The 19559-nt window shown below is 68.1% G+C and carries 22 protein-coding genes; 13 read left to right on the top strand and 9 right to left on the bottom strand.

The window, feature by feature from the left end:
* The first annotated feature begins 191 nt into the window (after positions 1-191).
* Entirely contained in the window at positions 192-824 is a 633-nt protein-coding gene (queE, locus tag FHU13_RS15455) for a 7-carboxy-7-deazaguanine synthase (protein ID WP_183436748.1), read from the top strand.
* A gap of 4 nt (positions 825-828) precedes the next feature.
* Here the strand turns inward: queE and FHU13_RS15450 are convergent, their stop codons facing one another.
* Entirely contained in the window at positions 829-1785 is a 957-nt protein-coding gene (locus FHU13_RS15450; protein ID WP_183436747.1) for a hypothetical protein, read from the bottom strand.
* Positions 1786-1873: 88 nt separating this feature from the next.
* Here FHU13_RS15450 and queD point away from each other — a divergent pair, with 88 nt between their 5' ends.
* The 8 genes from queD to FHU13_RS15410 all read left to right on the top strand — a co-directional run bounded on the left by queD (position 1874) and on the right by FHU13_RS15410 (position 6361).
* Positions 1874-2230, top strand: coding sequence for a 6-carboxytetrahydropterin synthase QueD (queD, locus tag FHU13_RS15445; protein ID WP_183436746.1), 357 nt, complete (start codon positions 1874-1876; stop codon positions 2228-2230).
* A gap of 2 nt (positions 2231-2232) precedes the next feature.
* Entirely contained in the window at positions 2233-2964 is a 732-nt protein-coding gene (gene queC, locus FHU13_RS15440) for a 7-cyano-7-deazaguanine synthase QueC (RefSeq protein ID WP_183436745.1), read from the top strand.
* A 10-nt stretch (positions 2965-2974) separates the two neighbouring features.
* The gene (locus FHU13_RS15435) at positions 2975-3712 is read left to right on the top strand and encodes a PIG-L deacetylase family protein (RefSeq protein WP_183436744.1); all 738 of its coding nucleotides are present in this window, start codon (positions 2975-2977) and stop codon (positions 3710-3712) included.
* 90 nt (positions 3713-3802) lie between these two features.
* Positions 3803-4666, top strand: coding sequence for a glycosyltransferase family 2 protein (locus FHU13_RS15430; RefSeq protein ID WP_183436743.1), 864 nt, complete (start codon positions 3803-3805; stop codon positions 4664-4666).
* 594 nt (positions 4667-5260) lie between these two features.
* Positions 5261-5443 carry a hypothetical protein gene (locus FHU13_RS15425; RefSeq protein WP_183436742.1) on the top strand — a complete coding sequence of 61 codons (183 nt, stop codon included), beginning with the start codon at positions 5261-5263 and terminating at the stop codon, positions 5441-5443.
* A complete protein-coding gene (locus FHU13_RS15420) occupies positions 5444-5671 on the top strand; it encodes a hypothetical protein (protein WP_183436741.1) in 228 nt (75 codons plus the stop codon). It abuts the gene before it with no gap.
* A 68-nt stretch (positions 5672-5739) separates the two neighbouring features.
* Complete coding sequence (locus FHU13_RS15415; protein ID WP_183436740.1) at positions 5740-6048, top strand: hypothetical protein; 309 nt, start codon at positions 5740-5742, stop codon at positions 6046-6048.
* A 28-nt stretch (positions 6049-6076) separates the two neighbouring features.
* The gene (locus FHU13_RS15410; RefSeq protein WP_183436739.1) at positions 6077-6361 is read left to right on the top strand and encodes a hypothetical protein; all 285 of its coding nucleotides are present in this window, start codon (positions 6077-6079) and stop codon (positions 6359-6361) included.
* A 54-nt stretch (positions 6362-6415) separates the two neighbouring features.
* Here FHU13_RS15410 and FHU13_RS15405 read toward each other — a convergent pair whose 3' ends face one another.
* The 4 genes from FHU13_RS15405 to FHU13_RS15390 form a co-directional block, all read right to left on the bottom strand.
* A complete protein-coding gene (locus FHU13_RS15405) occupies positions 6416-7465 on the bottom strand; it encodes a glycosyltransferase (RefSeq protein WP_183436738.1) in 1050 nt (349 codons plus the stop codon).
* 69 nt (positions 7466-7534) lie between these two features.
* Positions 7535-8623 (bottom strand): glycosyltransferase family 2 protein, encoded by a 1089-nt coding sequence (locus tag FHU13_RS15400; protein WP_183436737.1) that lies wholly within the window; start codon positions 8621-8623, stop codon positions 7535-7537.
* A 5-nt stretch (positions 8624-8628) separates the two neighbouring features.
* Positions 8629-9723, bottom strand: coding sequence for a glycosyltransferase family 4 protein (locus FHU13_RS15395; RefSeq protein WP_183436736.1), 1095 nt, complete (start codon positions 9721-9723; stop codon positions 8629-8631).
* 395 nt (positions 9724-10118) lie between these two features.
* Positions 10119-10802, bottom strand: a complete 684-nt coding sequence (locus FHU13_RS15390; protein ID WP_183436735.1) for a GntR family transcriptional regulator — start codon at positions 10800-10802, stop codon at positions 10119-10121.
* Positions 10803-11185: 383 nt separating this feature from the next.
* On the opposite strand from FHU13_RS15390, the gene frc reads away from it, so the two are divergent.
* Positions 11186-12463 (top strand): formyl-CoA transferase, encoded by a 1278-nt coding sequence (frc, locus tag FHU13_RS15385; protein ID WP_183436734.1) that lies wholly within the window; start codon positions 11186-11188, stop codon positions 12461-12463.
* A 139-nt stretch (positions 12464-12602) separates the two neighbouring features.
* Complete coding sequence (locus FHU13_RS15380; protein ID WP_183436733.1) at positions 12603-12818, top strand: hypothetical protein; 216 nt, start codon at positions 12603-12605, stop codon at positions 12816-12818.
* Here the strand turns inward: FHU13_RS15380 and FHU13_RS15375 are convergent.
* From FHU13_RS15375 to FHU13_RS15360, 4 genes are all read right to left on the bottom strand, one after another.
* Complete coding sequence (locus FHU13_RS15375; RefSeq protein ID WP_183436732.1) at positions 12800-12967, bottom strand: hypothetical protein; 168 nt, start codon at positions 12965-12967, stop codon at positions 12800-12802. The two genes, FHU13_RS15380 and FHU13_RS15375, sit on opposite strands and share 19 nt — an antisense overlap.
* 225 nt (positions 12968-13192) lie before the next feature.
* Positions 13193-15040, bottom strand: coding sequence for a hypothetical protein (locus FHU13_RS15370; protein ID WP_183436731.1), 1848 nt, complete (start codon positions 15038-15040; stop codon positions 13193-13195).
* Positions 15041-15077: 37 nt separating this feature from the next.
* A complete protein-coding gene (locus FHU13_RS15365; protein ID WP_183436730.1) occupies positions 15078-15359 on the bottom strand; it encodes a hypothetical protein in 282 nt (93 codons plus the stop codon).
* 163 nt (positions 15360-15522) lie between these two features.
* On the bottom strand, positions 15523-15966 hold the full coding sequence (locus tag FHU13_RS15360) for a cyclic nucleotide-binding/CBS domain-containing protein (protein WP_183436729.1): 444 nt from the start codon (positions 15964-15966) through the stop codon (positions 15523-15525).
* Positions 15967-16396: 430 nt separating this feature from the next.
* On the opposite strand from FHU13_RS15360, the gene oxlT (FHU13_RS15355) reads away from it, so the two are divergent.
* Both oxlT (FHU13_RS15355) and oxlT (FHU13_RS15350) read left to right on the top strand, forming a co-directional pair.
* Positions 16397-17692 carry an oxalate/formate MFS antiporter gene (oxlT, locus tag FHU13_RS15355; protein ID WP_183436728.1) on the top strand — a complete coding sequence of 432 codons (1296 nt, stop codon included), beginning with the start codon at positions 16397-16399 and terminating at the stop codon, positions 17690-17692.
* A gap of 273 nt (positions 17693-17965) precedes the next feature.
* Positions 17966-19291: an oxalate/formate MFS antiporter gene (gene oxlT, locus FHU13_RS15350; protein WP_183436727.1), complete on the top strand. Its 1326-nt coding sequence runs from the start codon at positions 17966-17968 to the stop codon at positions 19289-19291.
* Positions 19292-19559 lie beyond the last annotated feature (268 nt).

The raw sequence follows: 19559 nt of genomic DNA, 5'->3' as shown, positions 1-19559 counted from the left end.
AATGCGTCCGGAAAGCGTCGGATCGAGGAGATCCGTTCATCAACGTGCCCTCCGTGGCGAGAGCATGGCAGACCAGGGCGTTTTGCCCACGGTTACGCTGCCGATCGGGGTTGCGTTCCCGGAAATCGTGCAGCGCTTGGTCTTCCACGCCTCGCGGGGGTAAGGGCAGGTCCTGGCAGAAAAGCGCGACGATGTCCTACGCGGTCAAGGAACTGTTCCACACACTTCAGGGTGAGGGCGCCCAGGCGGGGCGCGCGGCGGTGTTCTGCCGGTTTGCCGGCTGCAATCTCTGGTCCGGTCGCGAAGAGGACCGAGCGGGCGCCGCCTGCCGCTTCTGCGACACCGATTTCATCGGCATGGACGGCGAGGGCGGCGGGCGCTTCGCCTCCGCCGAGTCACTGGCAGACGCGATCGCTGCGACCTGGAGCGGGGGCGCGGCCAACCGCTACGTCGTGTTCACCGGCGGCGAGCCCCTGCTCCAGCTCGACGAGGCGTTGATCACGGCCGTCCATGCCCGCGGCTTCGAGGTCGCGGTGGAGACCAACGGGACGCTGGCCGCCCCGTCCGGCATCGACTGGATCTGCGTGAGTCCGAAGGCTGGAAACAGGCTGGTCCAGACCTCCGGCGACGAGCTGAAGCTCGTCTTCCCGCAATCCGAGGCCCCCCCCGAGCTCTTCGCGGATCTCCCTTTCCGCCACCGCTTCCTCCAGCCCATGGACGGGCCGGAGGCCGCCGCCAACACCGCCGCAGCGGTCGCCTATTGCCGCTCGGATGCCCGCTGGCGGCTGTCGTTGCAGACGCACAAGATCATCGGGATTCCGTGAGCGCTCACCTGGAGCGGTCGGCCGCACGCCGCATCGCCTCATGGGACTTGCGCATCTGCCGGCGTCGCTGCCGGTCCTCGCGACTCGCCCGGTCGAGGGTGGGGGCGAAGCCGTCCTCCGCCTCCGGCGTGGCGTAAGGGGCGGTGAGCGGCCGGAAACGCAGGTCGGAGAAATCGGCGAGGCAGCGGGTGCGGGCGAGGAGGTCTTCCGTCGATCCCATGCCGGCCATATCCGCGGCCGCCAGCCGGAACAGCGCGCCGCCGCGCGAGAACAGCAGGTCGCCGTTGCCGTCGAAGGCGGCCCAGCCGGAGACCGGCAACGGCACGGGCGGGCCGCCCCCGGCGCACAGGCTGTGCCGGACGCTCTCGGGCAGCGAGCGGCGCGGATCGGCCGTGATCTCGCTGGTCGTCGTAATGCAGGCATGCCCCTGCGGAGCGGCGAGGATCCAGCCGCCCGATCGGCCCGGATCCGGCCGCCAGCGGCCCACAGACGGGGCGGTCTCCGCCCGTTCCGTCAGCCCCGGCGCGTTCGCGCGCGTGAAGGGCAGCACCGTGAGCCCCGGCGGCGCGGAAAAGCCGGGTGCGGCCTCGTAGGGGCCCTCGCCATGGGTCAGCACGAGGGTATCGTCCGAGAGGAAGAAGCCCCCGCCGTTCCAGGTGTCGCCCTTCGGCCAGAGCGCCAGAGCGGTGAGGAAGGGCGGGCGCGACAGCACCGTCCAGGTCGCGAACGGCCCCCTGTACTTTCCGAGGAAGCTCACGAGCCATTCGCCGTTCGGCGACAGCCCGCCCCAGGACGGCTTCACTGCCCCCTTGAACCATTGCCCGATCTCGAACGAATCGTCCGAGCGGTCCCAGGCGATGAGGCAGGTCTGGTTCGAGGGGCCGCGGCGGTAGATCACCGCGAGCGGGCTCGCGGCCGCGAAGACCGGATAGAGGGTGCATTTCATCGAAGGCGGTGACATATCCACGATCTCGGTGCGCCCGCCGGCCGCCGTCAACCCGCCGCTGTTTCCGCGGCGGGACCGTTCCAGACTCCGTGAAGATCACGCGATGAAGATCACCCAGGCCTTCACCTTCGAGGCGGCCCACCGCCTGCCGAACGTGCCCGAGACCCACCGCTGCCACCGCATGCACGGGCATTCCTACCGCGTGGAGCTGACGGTGGCGGGTGCGGTCGACCCGACGAGCGGTTGGGTGGTCGATTTCTACGACATCGAGAGCGCCTTCGCGCCGCTCCTGGAGCGGCTCGACCATCATTGCCTCAACGAGATCGAGGGGCTGGAGAATCCCACGGCCGAGCATATCGCGGCCTGGATCTGGCATCGCGCCAAGCCGTCGATCCCGGGGCTCGCCAGCGTGCGGATCTTCGAGACGCCCTATTCCTGGGCCGAGTACGAGGGCGGCTGACCATGCGGGACGAAGCGGCCGAGGCGGGCGGCGAGGCCGGTGCGCTGGTGCTGTTCTCCGGTGGCCAGGATTCGGCGACCTGCCTCGCCTGGGCGCTCGATCGCTTCCCGCATGTCGAGACGCTCGGCTTCGATTACGGCCAGCGCCACCGGGTCGAACTCGACCGGCGCGCGGCTTTGCGGCAGGGCCTGAGCGCCCTCGATCCGGACTGGGGACGCCGGCTCGGGCCGGATCACACGCTGGCCCTCGCGGCGCTGGGCGAGATTTCGGACACGGCGCTAACCCGCGACAGCGCGATCGCGTTCGCCCGCGACGGGCTGCCCAACACCTTCGTGCCCGGCCGCAATCTCGCCTTCCTCACCTTCGCCGCCGCACTCGCCTACCGTCGGGGCCTGCGCCACATCGTCGGCGGCATGTGCGAGACCGACTACTCGGGCTATCCCGATTGCCGCGACGACACGATCAAGGCGCTGCAGGTCGCGCTCAATCTCGGGATGGAGCGCCGCTTCGTGCTGCACACGCCCCTGATGTGGATCGACAAGGCGCAGACCTGGGCGCTCGCGGAAACCTTGGGCGGGCAGACCCTCGTGGATCTCGTCGTCGAGGAGAGCCATACCTGCTATCTTGGCGAGCGCGGGACGCGCCACGATTGGGGCTACGGCTGCGGCACCTGCCCGGCCTGCGACCTGCGCGCCAAGGGATTTTCGCGCTATCTCGCCGCGCGAGCGGAGTAGGAGGCTTCCCATGCGTGCCGACGCCTTCCTCGAGGCCGTGAAGGCCCTGCCCGTCACCGATCTGGCCACCCTCGTGCCGGACGGAGGCGGCCTCGTCGTGGTCGCGCCGCATCCGGACGACGAGAGCCTCGGCTGTGGCGGGCTCATCGCGCAGGCGGTGAGAGAGGGGCGCGCCGTGCGCGTCGTCATCGTCAGCAATGGCTGCGGCTCGCACCCGAACTCCAAAGCCTATCCGCATGATCGCCTGCGAGATCTGCGCGAGGCGGAGACCGTGACGGCGATGGCCGAACTCGGGCTGAGCGCCGAGCATGTCCACTTCCTGCGCCTGACCGATGGCGGCGTGCCGAGCGAGGGCGCGGGGGCCGAGGCGGCGGCGGACCGGATCGCCGAGATCGCTCGCGCAACCGGGGCGAGCGCCCTGTTCGTGACGTGGCGGCACGATCCCCACTGCGACCACACGGCCTCGGCTGCCATCGTCGATCTCGCCCGCGCCCGGCTCCCCGGTGTCGCGGCCTACGCCTACCCGGTCTGGGGTTGGACCCTGCCGCCGGAGCGCGAGGTCGGGCCGGCGCCGGTCGGCTTCCGCCTCGCGGTGGAGGACGAGCGCGCGGCCAAGCGGCGGGCGGTGGAGGCGCACGCCTCGCAGGTCTCCGGGCTGATCGAGGATGATCCTTCCGGCTTCCAACTGGAGCCGGCGATGATCGACCGGCTCTGCGGCCCGCACGAGTGGTACATCGCCCTTCGCTGATCCCCGTCCGCCGATCCCCTTCATCCGCGTTTCAGGTTGAGGCTGGCAGGACGGGTGCGACCGCACAGCTTGGCCCGGACTGGAATCCCCGTGAGCACCACCAGCGTCGTCACGCTCAACAAGGGCCGCGATGCCCATCTTGCGCGCCTGATCGAGGGGCTCGCCCGCGGGGTAGCCCTGGGCGAAGCTCCGGCCGAATGCGTCGTGGTCCAGATGGGCCCCGCCCCCGAGCCGCTGCCGACGACGCGGTTCCCCTTGCGGCAGGTCGATTTCCCGAGCGCCGGCCTGCCGCTCGCCGCTGCGCGCAATGCCGGCCGGGCGGCGGCGAGCGGCGACATCCTCGTCTTCCTCGACGTCGATTGCATTCCCTCCGCCGGCCTCGTTCCGACGCTCGCCGCCGCGGCGGCGGCGCATGACGGTCTCGTCTGCGGCCCGATCCGCTACCTGCCCGCGGGCGCGGTAAAGGATGGCTGGCGGGAGGCCGACCTGCTGCGGGCCGGCATCCTCCACCCGGCCCGGGATTTTCCGCAGAGCGGCGTGAAGGAGACCCGAAATCCCGGCCTGTTCTGGTCGCTCGCCTTCGCGGTGCGGGCCAAGACCTATGACCGGCTCGGCGGTTTCGACGAGGAGTATGACGGCTACGGCGCCGAGGACACCGACCTCGCCTTCCGCGCCGCCGAGATCGGCGTACCGGTGCTGCTGGCGGGCGCGCCGCCCGCCTTCCACCAGCACCATCTCTCCTGCGACCCGCCGCTGCAGCACTTCGCCGACATCGTCCGCAACGCCCGCCGCTTCCGGGCCCGGCACGGGCTCTGGCCGATGGACGGTTGGCTCGACGCGTTTGCACGGCTCGGCCTGATCGGCGAGAGCCGCGAGCCCGACATCACCTTGCTCCGTGGGCCGAGCCCGGACGAGATCGCCGCCGCCCGCGTGCCGCCGGAGCGGCCGTTCTGAGCGGAAGGTCGAACCGTCACCGGCCGCTGGACGGCCGATCGGTCGATCCATTCCCGCCCGCCTCGCAACTCCCGGACATTTCGCCATCCGTGCCGGGCCGCGGCGGTGTTCCCCCCGACAGGCTGCGGTGGCTCGGGCTACCGTCTCCGGCCTCCGCATGGTCGGGGCTGCTCAGGCTCGGATGTCCGGGACTGCCGGCCACGCTCTCGCCGGCAAACCCCTCCGCCCGGTCTTCGCCTTCTCGCGTCATGGTCATCCTCGCCTCCATCCTCGCGGCGAAACCGACCGGATCAGGCTGTGGTTCAAGCCCGCTATGACAATCCGGAACCAGGCTGGTTACAGCGAGCACGGTCTCGCAGTTCTGAAGGCGCTAGCCTCCAGAAGGGGGCGCTTCTGCCAAGCAAATTTGTCCGGATCTCAAAGCATTGCCGCGTCGCGCACGCGCATGATGCGGCCGCTCTATCGCTGCCATCTCTGAAGGAACGGAGTGATAAGGCGAACCTTGGCTGGAAAGTTTCGGTAATCGATCCGAACTCTTCGAGGCCCGGCCGGTTCTTCAGGTAGCGTCGCCGACACGCGAACCACGGAGCTTCAATGAGCACCAAGCCCCCACCCGTGCCGCCAGCCAACCGGTCCAACAAGGGCCCGGGAAGCGCACCCGAGACCGCCACCGTTCAGGGACAGGCCTCGTCGCAGACGAAGGATCCGGACAAGATCGGCCAAGCGGGCAATTCGAAGGTCAACACCACCCATCAGGGCTACCAGCAGGATCGCTGAATGAGCACGTCCTCGAAGCATCCCAACACCAATCGCCATCACGGCGGGCCGGGCAGCAGCCATCAGGACCGGTCGAAGCCCTCTGTCGAGCCCGAGCATGGGCCGACACCCGGCAGCCCGACAAACCAATCCAAGTCCGGCGTGTCCGGGGGCGGTGGCGAGCGCGACGCGCACCACACCCATAGCACCATGGGCAACGCCCCCGACCGGACCGACCGCTCTCACTGACGTCGGTACGTCGGACCGACATCGAGCGGTCCGACCCGCTCCGCATCCCCCGCATCAGGAGAAAAGCCATGGACGAGAGCCGCGGCAAGCACGATTCCAATCGTGACTCCCTTCGCAACTTCAACGCCAACGCCGACCGCAACGGGCAGGATTTCGGGCAGGACAGCCCCCTCGACGTCGCCCGCCCCGCCGACGTCCAGCGCGCCCTGCAGGAGGACCCGAGCTGGCAGGCTCAAGTGGCGCGCACCGCCTCCGACTTCGACCGGCGCGACTCGATCGCGGGCGGGAGCGTCGAGTCGGTGGAAGCTACCGAGGCGGAGACCCCGCCGGAGAACCTGCGCCGCATCAGCGATCCGAGTTTCACCCCGAAGCGATGACCGGCTCGAACACGTGAGGACAGCCGCGATGAACGGACGATGGCTCGCCGTGATGCTCGGGATCGCGGCCCTCGCGCCCCTGCCGGGTGCCGCCCAGGAGACGGGCGGCGGCGCCGGTCGGGCTGGCAGCTTCGGCAATGCCGGCGTCAACGATCAGACCGGCACGGCCAAGAGCAGCAACCCGAATCCCGGCAGCGGCGGTATCACCCGTGACGGTGCCGGGGTGCTGTCCGACAAGCCGCGCACGCACGGTGCGTCGGGACCCGGCACCACGGGGCGGGAAACCGCGCCGGGCACGACGAACGACAAGTGAGAACGCGTCGGCCCGCATGGGCTACGCTGAACGGGAGGCCGGCGTGAACGCCGGTCAGCCCGTATCCCGGCACAGGGCCTCGATCGCGCCGGCCGTGCGCGCCAGCGCATCGGGCTCGGCGAGGCGCCTGACGATCCCCGGATCGAGACTGAGGCCAGCGGCGACGAGTTGCGGCCACGCGACCGGTTCCGGCCAGCCGCGGTGGATGACCGCCGCGCCGAGCCGCTCCAGCGCCTGCGCCTTGGCCTCCTGCTCGTCGTAGGCGCGCGGCTCGGGCAGGCAGAGGAAGCGCTTGCCCAGGGCCGCCACCGCGGTGACGAGCCCGTCGCCCGCACCCCCGACCACGAGGGAGGCGGGGGCGAGGTGGGGGCGCACATCCGTGACCCAGCCGTGCAGGTTCAGGTTTTCCGGTGCCGATCCCGTGCCGGTGACAGGCCCGAGCACGTGCCAGGCGCGGTCCGGCACCGCTTCAGCGGCCTCGATCAGCGCCTCCAGCCGCCCGCCCTCGCCGCCGCGGCCGAACACCACGACGATGCGGCCGTCCTCCTCGGGCGCAAGCCGCGCAGGTACGCCCCCGAGGAAGCCGCCGTAGAGGGTTTTTTCGCGCACCCAAGCCGGGACGTCGCCGCCGTCGAGCGCTTCGGGGAACGGAGCGAGCAGGCGCGAGGCGGCCCGGAAGGCCTCCAGGTGCGGCTGGTCGGTGCGGGTGCCGGACAGGCGCACGACGAGGCTCGGCACCGACAGGAGCCGGGCGAGCAGCGCCACTTCCGCCGAAACGTCGACGACGATCAGCGCCGGATCGTTCTCCGCCGCCCAGGCCGCGATCCGGCCCATCCGCGCGCGGATGCCTGCATGATTCAGCGGCACGAAGTGGAAGCATTCGGGGCGCTGATCTGCGCCGTCCTGCCCGTCGAAGCTGCGGTCCAGGCGGTCGTCGGGCAGATCGAGAACCGGTCCGGGTGCGCCTGAGATGTCGAGGCCGGAAAAGCTGCCCATCAGCGTGCAGGGCCGTCCCAGCGCGTCGAGCGCCCGCGCCAGCGCGATTGCCCGCTGAAGGTGTCCGGCGCCCTGGTGGTGGACGTAGTAGCCGACCGGACGAGTCATGCGCGATCCGAGAACAATGCAGCGCGAGGTCGAGGCCGCCTCACCGACAAGCGGACCTCAATGCCAGCCTCATGCCGCCCGGTCGCGCCGCAGGGCCGCAACGAGAGCGTCGAGCGCTGCCACCGCCTCGTCGAGGTCGCATTCCGGGGCGGGGCCGTCCCGCGACTCCAGTCGGGCATGGGCGCGCTCCACGAAGGCGATGTCGTTGGGGCAGGCCGCAAGGTCGATGGCGGCAAGGTCGTCCGCATCGAGTCCGAGCGCGTGCAGGGCGGCCGGTGCGGTGCCCTCGCGATAGGCACGGCGGAGCGCGGCCCGGCGTAGGATGATCCGCTCCCAGTGGGCCGCCACCGGCAGGCGGTAGGCTTCGCCCTCGCGCACGACGCGGGCGCGGCGCAGCATCTCGGTCGCCATGCCGCCCTCGGCACGGCCGGCGGTGCGGGCGGAGACGCGCACCGATACGTCGGGGCAGTGGCGCAGTCGCCCGCCCGCCCGCTGGACGGCGGCGACCAGCGCGTTGTCCTCGCCGCGGGGCAGGGCGGGCAGGCCGCCCACCGCACGGTAGAGCGAGGCTCGCAGCGCGAGGCTGCCGCCTGTGTGGTCGCCGTGGCGTGGCGCGGGGTCATGGGGCGGCGGATCGAGGGCATCTTCAAGAGCGCGCACACCCGACCAGTAGCGCTCGACCCGGGCGTGGAAGGCCGCGAGTGCGGAATCTGCGGCGCCCTCGTCGTCGATCACAAGCCGGCCGCCGACGATCTCGGCCTTCTCGAGGGCACGCAGGTTTGCCGCGACCCAGCCGGAGCTGAGCCGTGCATCGGCATCGGTGGTGAGCAGAACGCCTTCCGGCGCGCCCTCGCTCTCCAGCCAATCGGCGCCCGCATCGAGGGCGCGGCGGCGTGCGGTGCCGACATGGGCCTCTGCGGCGGCGAAGGTCGCCTCAATCAAATGCAGGGCCAGGGTGTCGAGCGCGCCGGAGCGTTCGATGGCATGCACCGCCTCGACCGTGCCGTCGGTGCAGTTGTTGACGACGATCACGACCTTGAGCGGCGCGTCTGCCGAGAGTCCGTTCTGCGCAGCGAGCGCCCGCAGCAGGCGCGGCAGGCGCTCGGCCTCGTTGCGGGCCGGGATGCAGACGACGGCCGGGCCGGGGAGCGCGGGCATGGCGTTCAGGCTGCCGGGCGTTCGAAGACGGCGGCGCGGGCGCGGTTGGCCGGCGCCCCGGCCAGCACCTCGCGGTAGAGCTCCTCGTAGCCGTCGGTCATCACGTCGGCGTCGTAGAGCGTCTCGGCCCGGCGACGGCAGGCCCGGCGGTCGAGGGTGACGGCGCGCTCGATCGCGCGGGCCAGGGCCGCCACGTCGTCGGCGGGGGCAAGCGCGCCGGAAAGGCGATCGACGATGTCGGGGATCGCGCCGCGTCCGAAGGCGGCGACCGGCGTGCCGCAGGCCAAGGCTTCGGCGACGACGAGGCCGAACGGCTCCTCCCAGCGCGGCGAGACGATGGCCGCCCGCGCGCCGCCGAGCTGGCGGGCCAGCTCGCGATGAGAGAGATGACCGACGTAACGCACGTCCTCCCCGAGCCGCGGGGCGATCCACTCGTCCCAGTAGCGCGGGTTCGGCTTCGGACCGGCAAAGCGAAGGTGCACCCCGGCTTCGCGCGCCGCGTCGATGGCCAGATGTGTGCCCTTTTCCGGCACGATCCGACCGCTCCAGAACACGTAATCCGCCGGGTCCGCGAACGGGCTGAAGGCGAAGGTCGAGAGATCGATGCCGTTGCCGATGATGCGGGCATCCGGCACGAGGCCGTGCCATTCCTGCGCCAACGAGGGCGAGACGGCGGCGAAGATCATGCCGGGCTTGGCCGCCCGCACACCCTCGGACAGCGACTCGAAGGGCGGCGTGTGGAGCGCCGTCGTCATCGGCACGGAGAGAGTGTTGCTCGCGCGCAGCGGCAGGTCGTGCAGGCTGTTGTTGTGCACGATGTCGAAGCCGCCGCGGGCGACCGCCTCCATGATGCGCTCGTAGGCCGCGAGTTCCGCCCGCTCGATCCGCTCGCACGCCACCGGGTCCCCGAGGGCGTCGCCGGTCGGCGGGCAGACGGGGTTGGGCACCAACGCCGGATCCGAGCCTTCGGAGGCGAACAGCATGACTCGATGGCCCCGCGCCCGCAGCGCTCCGGCCAAATGATGCGTGTGCATCTCAAGGCCGCCCAGATAGGGCTGTCCGATCGGGAACTTGAGATGAGCGATGACGGCGATCTTCAAGGGCGTTGTCCGAAGTCGGCGGCGTGGAGGACTTGAGGAAGCAGTCCAACGGCTAGGCTTTCGCCCACACCATCGCTCGTGCTCTAGGAACGCCCGATGAACGAACCCTTCAGGAAACGGAGAGGGAGAGGAATAAAAGTGACGCAGGCGGTCGACGCGCCAAGATGAAGCCTTGTTCGGCAAAGGAGGAGCCCTGCCGGGGTTCAAATGGCGGCTGACAAGACGATCGCGACTTCGTGACAGTTTTAGTCAGCCGGCGTCGTACTCGCGGATTGCTTCGCCTGACGTCTCGCATGGGCAGGGAGGATGCATCCGCCCCGCCACCGCAAACATCAACGATACAATGCAGGCAGCGGTGGGCGCCGGCCTCGTGCCGCAGCGCTCCCGCCGGGCCATCAGTCGAGGTGGTCGCCGTAGCGCTGGACGTGGTCGGCGAGGCCGAGGCCGTGGTCGCGCACGAGGCGTTCGGCGCGTTCCGCGTCGCGGGCCTCCAGCGCCTCGATGATGTGAACATGCTCCTCGATCGACTTCGAGGCGCGGTCGCCCTGGCGGAGCGCCGTGTTGCGGATGCCCCTTACGTGCATCAGCAGGTTGCTGGTCAGATCCTTGATCACCTCGCTGTGCCCCAATGAGATGATCTTCTGGTGGAAGCGGATATTGGCTTCCGAGTACTCGCCGAGGTGCTCGTAGGGCTTGCCGTCGAAGAACTCGGGGAAGGAGCGGCGCAGGCAGACCAGATCCTCGTCCGAGGCAGCGGTGCAGGCGAGCCGCGCTGCCATGCTCTCGAGCGCGGCCCAGGCTTGGATCATGCCGACGATCTCGCGCTTCGTCTTCTTGACGACGAACACGCCGCGTCGGGGCTCGTTGCGGACGAAGCCTTCCTGCTCCAGCACCGTCAGCGCCTCGCGGATCGGCGTGCGGCTCACGCCGAGCGTCTGGGACAGGCCGCGCTCATCGAGCCGCACATCTCCGGACTGGCCGTAGATATCCATGTTGGTGATGGCGGACTTCAGCGCCTCGTAGGCCAGCGTCCGCAGGCTCGTCGCCGGAACGATCGGCTTGATCGAGAGATTTTCCATCGCTTCGGATCGACCTTGATGCCGATGGGAGTGCGTGCCCAGAGATTGGGCATCGAGCCGTTCGAGCATGGCGCCTCGCCTCTGGGAAGACAAGCCGATCGCAGGCATGCGCCCGGCTTATGCCTCAGGATTTTGCTCACGAGCCCGCGCGGATCTAACGCCCGGAGCCCGCAAATGTTGACGTCTGGCATTTGGTATGCCAGAAAGAAACCTTGAAGTCGATACCTTTGGCATTCGCTGGGTGCAGGGCAGCTTTCCTCGAACGACCCCAGTGCGCGCGGTGTCCAAGACCGGCACGGCTTCTCGACGGTGCGCTCCGGCCGACGCCATCGGCCGACGGGACGCGCGAACAATCGGCCACTCTCCTGGGGAGGAGACCTGCGATGGGCAAGGCGCTCGACGGCGTTCGGATCCTCGACTTCACCCACGTCCAGTCGGGTCCGACCTGCACGCAACTGCTCGCGTGGTTCGGAGCCGACGTGATCAAGGTCGAGCGGCCGGGCGCGGGCGACGCGACGCGCCAGCAATTGCAGGACCTTCCCGGCGTGGACAGCCTCTACTTCACGATGCTGAACCACAATAAGCGCTCGATCACGCTCGACGCCAAGAACCCCAAGGGCAACGCCATCCTCTGGCGGCTCATCGCCGAGTGCGACGTGCTGGTCGAGAACTTCGCCCCCGGCGCGCTCGACCGCATGGGGCTGACCTGGGAGCGGCTCCAGGTGGCCAATCCGGGACTGATCCTGGCTTCTGTCAAAGGCTTCGGCCCCGGTCGTTACCAGGATTGCAAGGTCTACGAGAACGTCGCCCAATGCGTCGGCGGGGCGGCCTCCACCACCGGCTGGCGCGACGGCGTGCCGATGGTCTCGGGCGCGCAGATCGGCGATTCCGGCACCGGCCTGCACCTCGCGCTCGGCATCGTCACGGCCCTCTACCAGCGCACTCAGACGGGTCAGGGTCAGCGGGTCGACTGCGCCATGCAGGACGGGGTGCTCAACCTCTGCCGGGTGAAGCTGCGCGACCAGCAGCGTCTCGGCCACGGTCCGCTCATGGAATACAGCCAGTACGGCGAGGGCGTGCCCTTCGGCGAGGCGGTGCCGCGGGCGGGCAACGATTCCGGCGGCGGGCAGCCCGGCCGCATCCTCAAGTGCAAGGGCTGGGAGCAGGATCCCAACGCCTACATCTACTTCATCACGCAAGGCGCGGTCTGGGGCTCGATCTGCGACATCATCGGTGAGCCGGATTGGAAGGCCGATCCCGCCTACGCCACGCCGAAGGCCCGGCTGCCGCATCTCAACGAGATTTTCACGCGGATCGAAGCCTGGACGATGAAGCACGACAAGTTCGAGGCGATGGAGATCCTCAACGCCTACGAAATCCCGTGCGGGCCGATCCTGTCGATGAAGGAGATCGCCGAGGACCCGATGCTGCGGGCGAACGGGACGGTGGTCGAGGTCGAGCACCCGACCCGGGGCGCCTACCTGACCGTCGGCAATCCGATCAAGCTGTCGGCGAGCCCGACAGAGGTGACCCGCGCGCCGCTGCTCGGCGAGCACACCGACGAGATCCTGCGCGAGGTGCTCGGCTGCACGGATGCTGAAGTCAGCGACATCCTTGGCTCGGGTGCCGTCGGTGGCGTCCACCGCATCGCCGCGGAGTAGGGGGCGGCACTATTTCTCCGAACGCGAGGCGTCCGGAACTTGATTTCCGACACGCTGGTATGCCAAATACCAATACGACATGTCCGGCTCGGGATGGCGAAGTCCGTCATCAAGCGGTCGGCATCCGGAGGATGCGGCGATGACGGAAAACGCTCTGGACGACGCCCTCGCCGACCTCGTGGAGGCGTTCGGCTATTTTTCCGAAGCCGAGCTACAGACCTTCCTCGATGTGATGCCGCCTGCAGGGGCCCGCCTCTCCGTCCCGGCGAGCGATCGGGGCGTGCTCGACTGCCCGGCTTCCGTCAGTGTCGCTTCGCGTGAAGCCTTTGACTTCGCTCAGGCTGCGCGGGCGTAGCGGTCGGCGGTCTGCTGCGCCTCGGTATTACGGATAGCCGGAATATCATGAGCAGCGCCGGAGACGGTCAGACGGTCGGCCACCCTGACCACGAGCAATGCCTGCAGGGCGACGAAGAAGAGAAGCGCGGCGAGCCAAGTGGCGAGCATGATGGTCTCCGACGATGTGCGCGGCGGGACGGGCTATGGTGCGATGCACATGAAATAGCCCTGCTCGTTTGGAATATGAAGTACAAAATACCAGATCAAGGCATGCGTCACGCGCATGTGGTCGCCGCGTGATGGTCTGACCCGATGGAACTGTCCGTGCAATCTCTGTTGAAGACGAGCGCGTGACTGGCATCCGTGGATTACGCGGCACGGCATGAGCGGCGCTCAGCAGGCGGTCTGAACGGTTCTCCGGCCCCAGGCGCCGAGCGTCGATGTCTCGGCCGGGCACAGCTTTTCGTTCAGCGGCGGCACGTTGTCGGTCTGCTTCGGCAGGCCTGCCGCCGCAAGGGCCCGTGCGGTCCCGGCATCGGTAAGCGCTGCGGCGAGCCCCGCCCGGTCCAGGCCGAGCAAGCGGCCCCGCTCGAATCGTGCGAAGACCTGCCCTGTCTCCCGCTCGGCGAAGCGCACGACGGCAAGCCGTCGCAGCACCTCCCTCAGGAAGCCCGCCTCCGCCTCCGACGCGTCGGCGACGCCACGATAGACCTCCGCTGCACTGCGGGCCCGGATGTCGATCCGCCGGTAGCGCTCGATCGCCAGCAGGGCTTTCGCGTCGAGGATCGTCATCGTGTCGTTCGTGCCAAAGGCAATGGTGAGCGGGCGTGCCCCCTGAGGCACGCTGTTGTCGAGGAACTCGAAGAAGACCGGCCGATCCTGGCGCAGGGCCCAAGTGAAGAACAGCCGCGGCATGCCGGTATAGGCCTCGACGTTGTGCGCGAGCAGATCCTCGACTGCCTTGTAGCGCCCGAACTCCTCGCCCCGCTTCCAGGCTCGCTCCACGGTTTCCTCGGGCGGCGTGACCATGAACTGCAGGTAGATCCGGTGACCGAACCGGGTCAGGAGCTGTCCGGCGCCGTCGCTGCCGGCCTCCGTCGAGAAGCTGTCGAAGCGGAAGCGGTCGATCAGCAAGTGCGAGAGGCGGCCGCCCACGGCCTTGCGGGTGATGTAACGGTCGAGCTTGGCATCGACGATCTCCACCTCGTGGCCGGTCAGAGGCCCAGCGTAGCGGCGGGCCGCGCCTAAGCTGTCGTAATCGAGCAGGAACTTGCGCCAGACGTCGGGGGTGATGACGGCGAAATCCTGCCACGAGGCGCCGATCCGCCCGGCGAGGCCGCGTTGGTAGGGTCGGATCGTACTCTTCCCCGAGGCCGATGCGCCCTTGACGGTCATCACCACCGGCTGTGCTTGGGGCGCCGGGCGATGGTAGCCCTGGGCCTCGGAGACGGCTTCGATCCATGGCGCGATCAGCGCGCCGATCCGGTCGCTGCCGCAGCGGTTGGTGACGAGAATCCCGGCAAGCCGTCGCAGCAGCGCCCGGTCGCGGATCAACATGCCCTGGCGGGCGATGATATGGCCGAACACCGTGCGAAGGGCCTCGCGGGCAGCACTTTCCAAGGTGTCCGACTCGTCGGCCGCGGCGCACCGCGCGTCGAGACGCTCAAGGAGGCTGGCTTGGCCTTCGCCGGTACGAGAGACGGTCCGGGGGGAGGGCGGCTCGGCTGCGCCGAGGCGGGCGAGCCACCGCCCCCAGCCGGAAGCCGGCTTGGGCGCTGGCGCGGGCGTCTCGTCGAGCAGGGCCGACAACTCGCGTTCCAGGACCGCGTCAGCCTCGGCGCGGACGGCATCGAGCGTGGCCGTGACCGCGTCGAGGCGCTGCGCCACACCCTCACGCAGGAGAGTGGTGACGATCCGCCGGAAGTTCAGACCGAGATCGGCGTAGACTTCACCGACAGGGACCGAAATGTCGGCCATCACCCGGATCAGCACCTCGTGGACGGCAAGGCGCTCGGCGCGGAAAGGCGCGATCTGGGTCGCGGACAGGCCGCTCAAGTCGGAGAGTTCGAGGATCTCAGGATAGCTGAGGGATACGTTCTCGGGCCGGAACAGCGTCGCGAGCGGTCGCATCGCCCGCGGCAGGCCGGGCTCGAGGCCCGGATCCCAGGCGTGGAAGGCCGGCGCGTCCGCGGGCGTCGCGCTGGGGGGGCTGTTCGTGAGGGGCGGCGCGGTGGTGTCCATCGCGCTGTCCCTCCTTGCTGCGAGCAGCTCGTTCCGATCAGGCGGCGGAGGCGTTCTCGATCGCCTCGAACCGGATCTGGTAGGCCTCGCCCCAGAGGGTCGCCGCCCGCTCGTGCCACGCGGTGTCGAAGAACAGCTTGGCGCAGAACGAACTGCGCCAGATGCACACGGCGATGATACGCTCATCCAGAACGCGGATGTGACGGCTCTCCAGCCCCCCTGCGATGCCGAGGCGCGGCAGCATGTCGATGCTCGATGTGCCGAATTCGTTCTCGCCCGGGAAGACGATCGGGCATTCGACGACAGTCAGATGTTTCATCGGGGTTTCCATGGCGGGCGCCTTTTCTTCGGAGCTACCGTCCGACCGGTTCCGGTTCGTTCTCGCACAACGCCCGGTGCATTGTGTCCGCTCCGTCGAATGCGGTCTACGGCCTCATGCATCCTGCGCTGGGACGATCGCGCGCAAGCGGAGCCGTGCACCATCACGTATGTGGTGATGTCTGGGGATTTGTCGCCGCTCTTGCTTGGCCGGTATCATGGCCGATGTCTTGGCCAGCACAATCCCAGATGCTCAGGATCGCGCTGATGCGGCAGGATTCCATCAGGGCGATGTGATCGACCTTCCGTTCGCAGAAGGTCTTCAGGCGCTCCTGTGCCGAAGCCCCAACATCGACGGCGGGAAAGTCGTGGTCGGTGATGAGCCAGACGCTGCGGCTGTAGATCTCTGGACCCTCGGCCGCCACTGCGCGGAAGATGTCGCGCTGCGTGAGAAGACCCGTCACGGTCTCGTCGCACTCGCCCTCGACGACGACGAGTGCGCCTGTTCCCGGTTCGGCAAGAAGCTGAGCCGCCTCGGCTACCGACCGGTCTCTGTGAATGGTGCGGACGCCCGCGGCGTCCGGCTCACGGCGCAACGTTGCGAACACGGCGCTCCTCCATCGGCACGCCTCTCGACGGGGCCGCCTTGGAACCCAGGCTGGTATACAACATACCTATTGTCAATCCGGCATTTTGAATTATGGTGCCGCGGCGCCCGGGCCGATTGGCAAGATCGAGCCACTGGACCTTGAAGCCATGGGTCAGGGCGATACGGACGGCAGCACGGCCTTACCAATCCGGGTCCAAGAAAGCACCCGGCCCTCGTTCTCGCACGCACATCGTCCAGGATTCGGCAGAGCCAGTCGGCGGAGGTGTCACCCGGAACATTTGGAAGTTCCATCAAGTCATTGCAGCGCTGGCCGTGTGCCCGCGTTATCTACCTATCTTAAGCAATAATACCGCTGTTCATTGAAAAAATTACTGAACTAAAACTGACCAAAAAGCTCGGAAAATCGAGCGTCCACTGGAGATACGTCCATGACCGATCTATCCACGACAGGCGCTTCAGCGCCTACAAGCCGTTGGCTGCAATTGCTGTTCGGCATCATCTGCATGTGCATGATCGCCAACATGCAGTACGGGTGGACGTTCTTCGTCAACCCGATCCAAGAGCGGCACGGCTGGGACCGCGCCGCGATCCAAGTCGCCTTTACCCTCTTCGTCGTCACAGAGACTTGGCTGGTGCCGATCGAGGGCTGGTTCGTCGACAAGTACGGCCCGCGGGTCGTGACGCTTGCCGGCGGCCTGATGTGCGGGCTCGCCTGGGTGATCAACGCCTACGCCGACTCGCTCACTCTGCTCTATGTCGGCGCCGTGATCGGCGGTACCGGCGCGGGCGCGGTCTACGGCACCTGCGTTGGCAATTCGCTCAAGTGGTTCCCCGACCGTCGCGGTCTTGCCGCCGGCCTTACCGCGATGGGCTTCGGTGCGGGCTCCGCGCTCACGGTGGTGCCGATCCAGGCAGTGATTCACCATTACGGTTACGAGGCGGCCTTCCTCTGGTTCGGCCTCGGCCAGGGCCTGATCGTGATGCTGATCGCCCTATTCCTGGTCGCGCCGAAAAAGGGGCAGGTGCCCGAGATCGCCCGCGTTAGCCAGAGCAAGCGCGACTTCACGCCTGGCGAGATGGCTCGCACCCCGATCTTCTGGGTGATGTACGCGATGTTCGTGATGATGGCTGCGGGCGGTCTGATGGCCACCGCCCAGCTCGGCCCCATCGCCAAGGACTTCCACATCGCCGACGTGCCGGTCAGCCTGTTGGGCATCACCCTGCCGGCATTGACCTTCGCCGCCACCATCGACCGGGTGCTCAACGGCGTGACCCGCCCGCTCTTTGGCTGGATCTCCGACCATATCGGCCGTGAGAACACGATGTTCCTCTCCTTCGGCATCGAAGGTGTCGGCATCTACATGCTGAGCCAGTTCGGCCAAGATCCGATCATGTTCGTGATCCTGACCGGACTCGTGTTCTTCGCCTGGGGCGAGATCTACTCGCTGTTCCCCGCGACCTGCGGCGACACCTTCGGGTCGAAGTATGCTGCCACCAATGCCGGCCTGCTCTACACCGCCAAGGGGACGGCGGCGCTGATCGTGCCTTACACCAGCATCCTCACCACGATGACGGGGAGCTGGCACGCGGTGTTCCTGGCGGCGGCTGCGCTCAACATCCTCGCGGCTCTGATGGCGATCTTCGTCCTCAAGCCGATGCGGCAGGCTTACACGCGGGAGGCGGCGGCCCTGGAGGCCAAGCCCGAGACGGCCCCCGCCCACTAAAGAGGCTCTGCCGGCCGGGTCGCTGCCCGGCCGATCCTTGAGACCATCGTCGGCGCGCGTTGGGCCACGACGTCCAACCTGCGCCGACGCGCCCCAACCTGACCTCGCACAGACACCGGAATCGATCGGAGCGGCGCGCTCACCGCCGCGGATGTGCTGGGTTGCCGCATCATCGCACTCGGATCTTCGACTTCCTGGTATCGAGTATGCCTAGCATCCTTATGCGTGATGCGGCGCCAGGGGAGTACGAGACACGCATTAGGGAGATACCGGATGGTTCACCAACCGGCAGAGCAGCACGCGCGTACAGAAGCGCCTTCGGACGCACCCTCCGCCAAGTGGTGGCAACTCGCCTTCGGCGTGCTCTGCATGGCCATGATCGCCAATCTCCAATATGGCTGGACCCTGTTCGTCGATCCGATCGACGCGCAGCACCAATGGGGGCGTACGGCGATCCAGTTCGCCTTCACGATCTTCGTCGCCACCGAGACTTGGCTCGTGCCGATCGAGACGTGGTTCGTGGACCGCTACGGCCCGAGTGTCGTGGTCGGTTTCGGCGGCCTCATGATCGCCCTGTCCTGGACCCTCAATGCCTACGCCGACTCACTCTTCCTGCTCTACACGGCGGCGGTGATCGGCGGCATCGGTGCGGGCTCGGTTTACGGCACTTGCGTCGGCAACGCCCTGAAGTGGTTTCCCGACCGGCGCGGCCTCGCGGCGGGCGCGACCGCGGCGGGCTTCGGCGCGGGGGCAGCAATCACCGTGGTCCCGATCGCCAACATGATCGCCGCGAGCGGCTACCAGAAGGCATTCCTCGTGTTCGGGCTTGGCCAGGGCGCCATCGTTCTCCTCCTGTCTCTCCTGCTGCGCAAGCCGTCCGTCGCGGTGCCGATGAAGCGCAAGAACCTGCGTCTGCCCCAGACCAAGGTCGACCGGAGCCCGAAACAGGCGGTGCGCACGCCCGTCTTCTGGACGATGTACGCGATGTTCGTGATGGTCGCCTCCGGCGGCCTGATGGCGGCGGCGCAGATCGCCCCGATCGCCCATGACTTCAAAGTCGCCGATGTGACGATGAACCTGTTCGGCCTGCAGATGGCCGCGCTGACCCTGGCGATCTCGCTTGACCGCATCTTCGACGGGTTCGGTCGGCCGTTCTTCGGCTGGGTGTCCGACAACATCGGCCGCGAGAACACGATGTTCATCGCCTTCACCATCGCCGCGACAGCCTGCATCCTGCTGCTCGCCTATGGTCGCAACCCGATCATCTTCGTGCTGTGCACGGCGATGTATTTCGGGGTATTCGGCGAGATCTATTCGCTGTTCCCCGCGACCTGCGGCGACACCTTCGGCTCAAAATATGCCGCCAGCAATGCCGGCCTGCTCTATACCGCCAAGGGAACCGCGGCCTTCCTCGTTCCCTTCGCCAGTGTCCTGTCGGCAAGCTACGGCTGGTCTGCGGTGTTCAGCCTCATCATCGGGCTGAACATCCTGGCCGCCGCGCTCGCGGTCTTCGTCCTGAAGCCGATGCGGCGGCGCTACCTTGCGGCGGAAGCCGAGAGCGCCGAGGCGGCCGAGGCTCGGCAGGTCAAGCTCGCATGAGGGCACGAGCGGCCACACGCCCCGACTGACGAGACACGCGCCGCGGCGGATGACGCCCGGCGCGTTTCTTCATGGGGAGCGTGCTTTCCGCCTGCATCGTGGTGAGATGGCACCGATAGGCGGTAAATGAATCTGACAGGTTGCATTCGATGGCGGAGAATACTGCCGTCTGTCTCGCCTCTTATTTTCAGGTCGCCGACTGAACCTGCCGCGTTGCGCAAGGTCGCGCACGGACCCGCGGATGCTTCGTGAGAAGATCCACCTCTCC

This window comes from Methylobacterium sp. R2-1, from assembly GCF_014191355.1.
Taxonomy (GTDB): Bacteria; Pseudomonadota; Alphaproteobacteria; order Rhizobiales; family Beijerinckiaceae; genus Methylobacterium.
This window is presented reverse-complemented; position numbering and strand designations above follow the sequence as displayed.

What these genes read in the sequence shown, in the direction of transcription:
- queE (WP_183436748.1), top strand. Translation starts at nt 192, where the DNA reads ATGTCCTACGCGGTCAAGGAACTGTTCCACACACTTCAGGGTGAGGGC.
- FHU13_RS15450 (WP_183436747.1), bottom strand. Translation starts at nt 1,785, where the DNA reads ATGTCACCGCCTTCGATGAAATGCACCCTCTATCCGGTCTTCGCGGCC.
- queD (WP_183436746.1), top strand. Translation starts at nt 1,874, where the DNA reads ATGAAGATCACCCAGGCCTTCACCTTCGAGGCGGCCCACCGCCTGCCG.
- queC (WP_183436745.1), top strand. Translation starts at nt 2,233, where the DNA reads ATGCGGGACGAAGCGGCCGAGGCGGGCGGCGAGGCCGGTGCGCTGGTG.
- FHU13_RS15435 (WP_183436744.1), top strand. Translation starts at nt 2,975, where the DNA reads ATGCGTGCCGACGCCTTCCTCGAGGCCGTGAAGGCCCTGCCCGTCACC.
- FHU13_RS15425 (WP_183436742.1), top strand. Translation starts at nt 5,261, where the DNA reads ATGAGCACCAAGCCCCCACCCGTGCCGCCAGCCAACCGGTCCAACAAG.
- FHU13_RS15420 (WP_183436741.1), top strand. Translation starts at nt 5,444, where the DNA reads ATGAGCACGTCCTCGAAGCATCCCAACACCAATCGCCATCACGGCGGG.
- FHU13_RS15415 (WP_183436740.1), top strand. Translation starts at nt 5,740, where the DNA reads ATGGACGAGAGCCGCGGCAAGCACGATTCCAATCGTGACTCCCTTCGC.
- FHU13_RS15410 (WP_183436739.1), top strand. Translation starts at nt 6,077, where the DNA reads ATGAACGGACGATGGCTCGCCGTGATGCTCGGGATCGCGGCCCTCGCG.
- FHU13_RS15405 (WP_183436738.1), bottom strand. Translation starts at nt 7,465, where the DNA reads ATGACTCGTCCGGTCGGCTACTACGTCCACCACCAGGGCGCCGGACAC.
- FHU13_RS15400 (WP_183436737.1), bottom strand. Translation starts at nt 8,623, where the DNA reads ATGCCCGCGCTCCCCGGCCCGGCCGTCGTCTGCATCCCGGCCCGCAAC.
- FHU13_RS15390 (WP_183436735.1), bottom strand. Translation starts at nt 10,802, where the DNA reads ATGGAAAATCTCTCGATCAAGCCGATCGTTCCGGCGACGAGCCTGCGG.
- frc (WP_183436734.1), top strand. Translation starts at nt 11,186, where the DNA reads ATGGGCAAGGCGCTCGACGGCGTTCGGATCCTCGACTTCACCCACGTC.
- FHU13_RS15380 (WP_183436733.1), top strand. Translation starts at nt 12,603, where the DNA reads ATGACGGAAAACGCTCTGGACGACGCCCTCGCCGACCTCGTGGAGGCG.
- FHU13_RS15375 (WP_183436732.1), bottom strand. Translation starts at nt 12,967, where the DNA reads ATGCTCGCCACTTGGCTCGCCGCGCTTCTCTTCTTCGTCGCCCTGCAG.
- FHU13_RS15370 (WP_183436731.1), bottom strand. Translation starts at nt 15,040, where the DNA reads ATGGACACCACCGCGCCGCCCCTCACGAACAGCCCCCCCAGCGCGACG.
- FHU13_RS15365 (WP_183436730.1), bottom strand. Translation starts at nt 15,359, where the DNA reads ATGAAACATCTGACTGTCGTCGAATGCCCGATCGTCTTCCCGGGCGAG.
- oxlT (WP_183436728.1), top strand. Translation starts at nt 16,397, where the DNA reads ATGACCGATCTATCCACGACAGGCGCTTCAGCGCCTACAAGCCGTTGG.
- oxlT (WP_183436727.1), top strand. Translation starts at nt 17,966, where the DNA reads ATGGTTCACCAACCGGCAGAGCAGCACGCGCGTACAGAAGCGCCTTCG.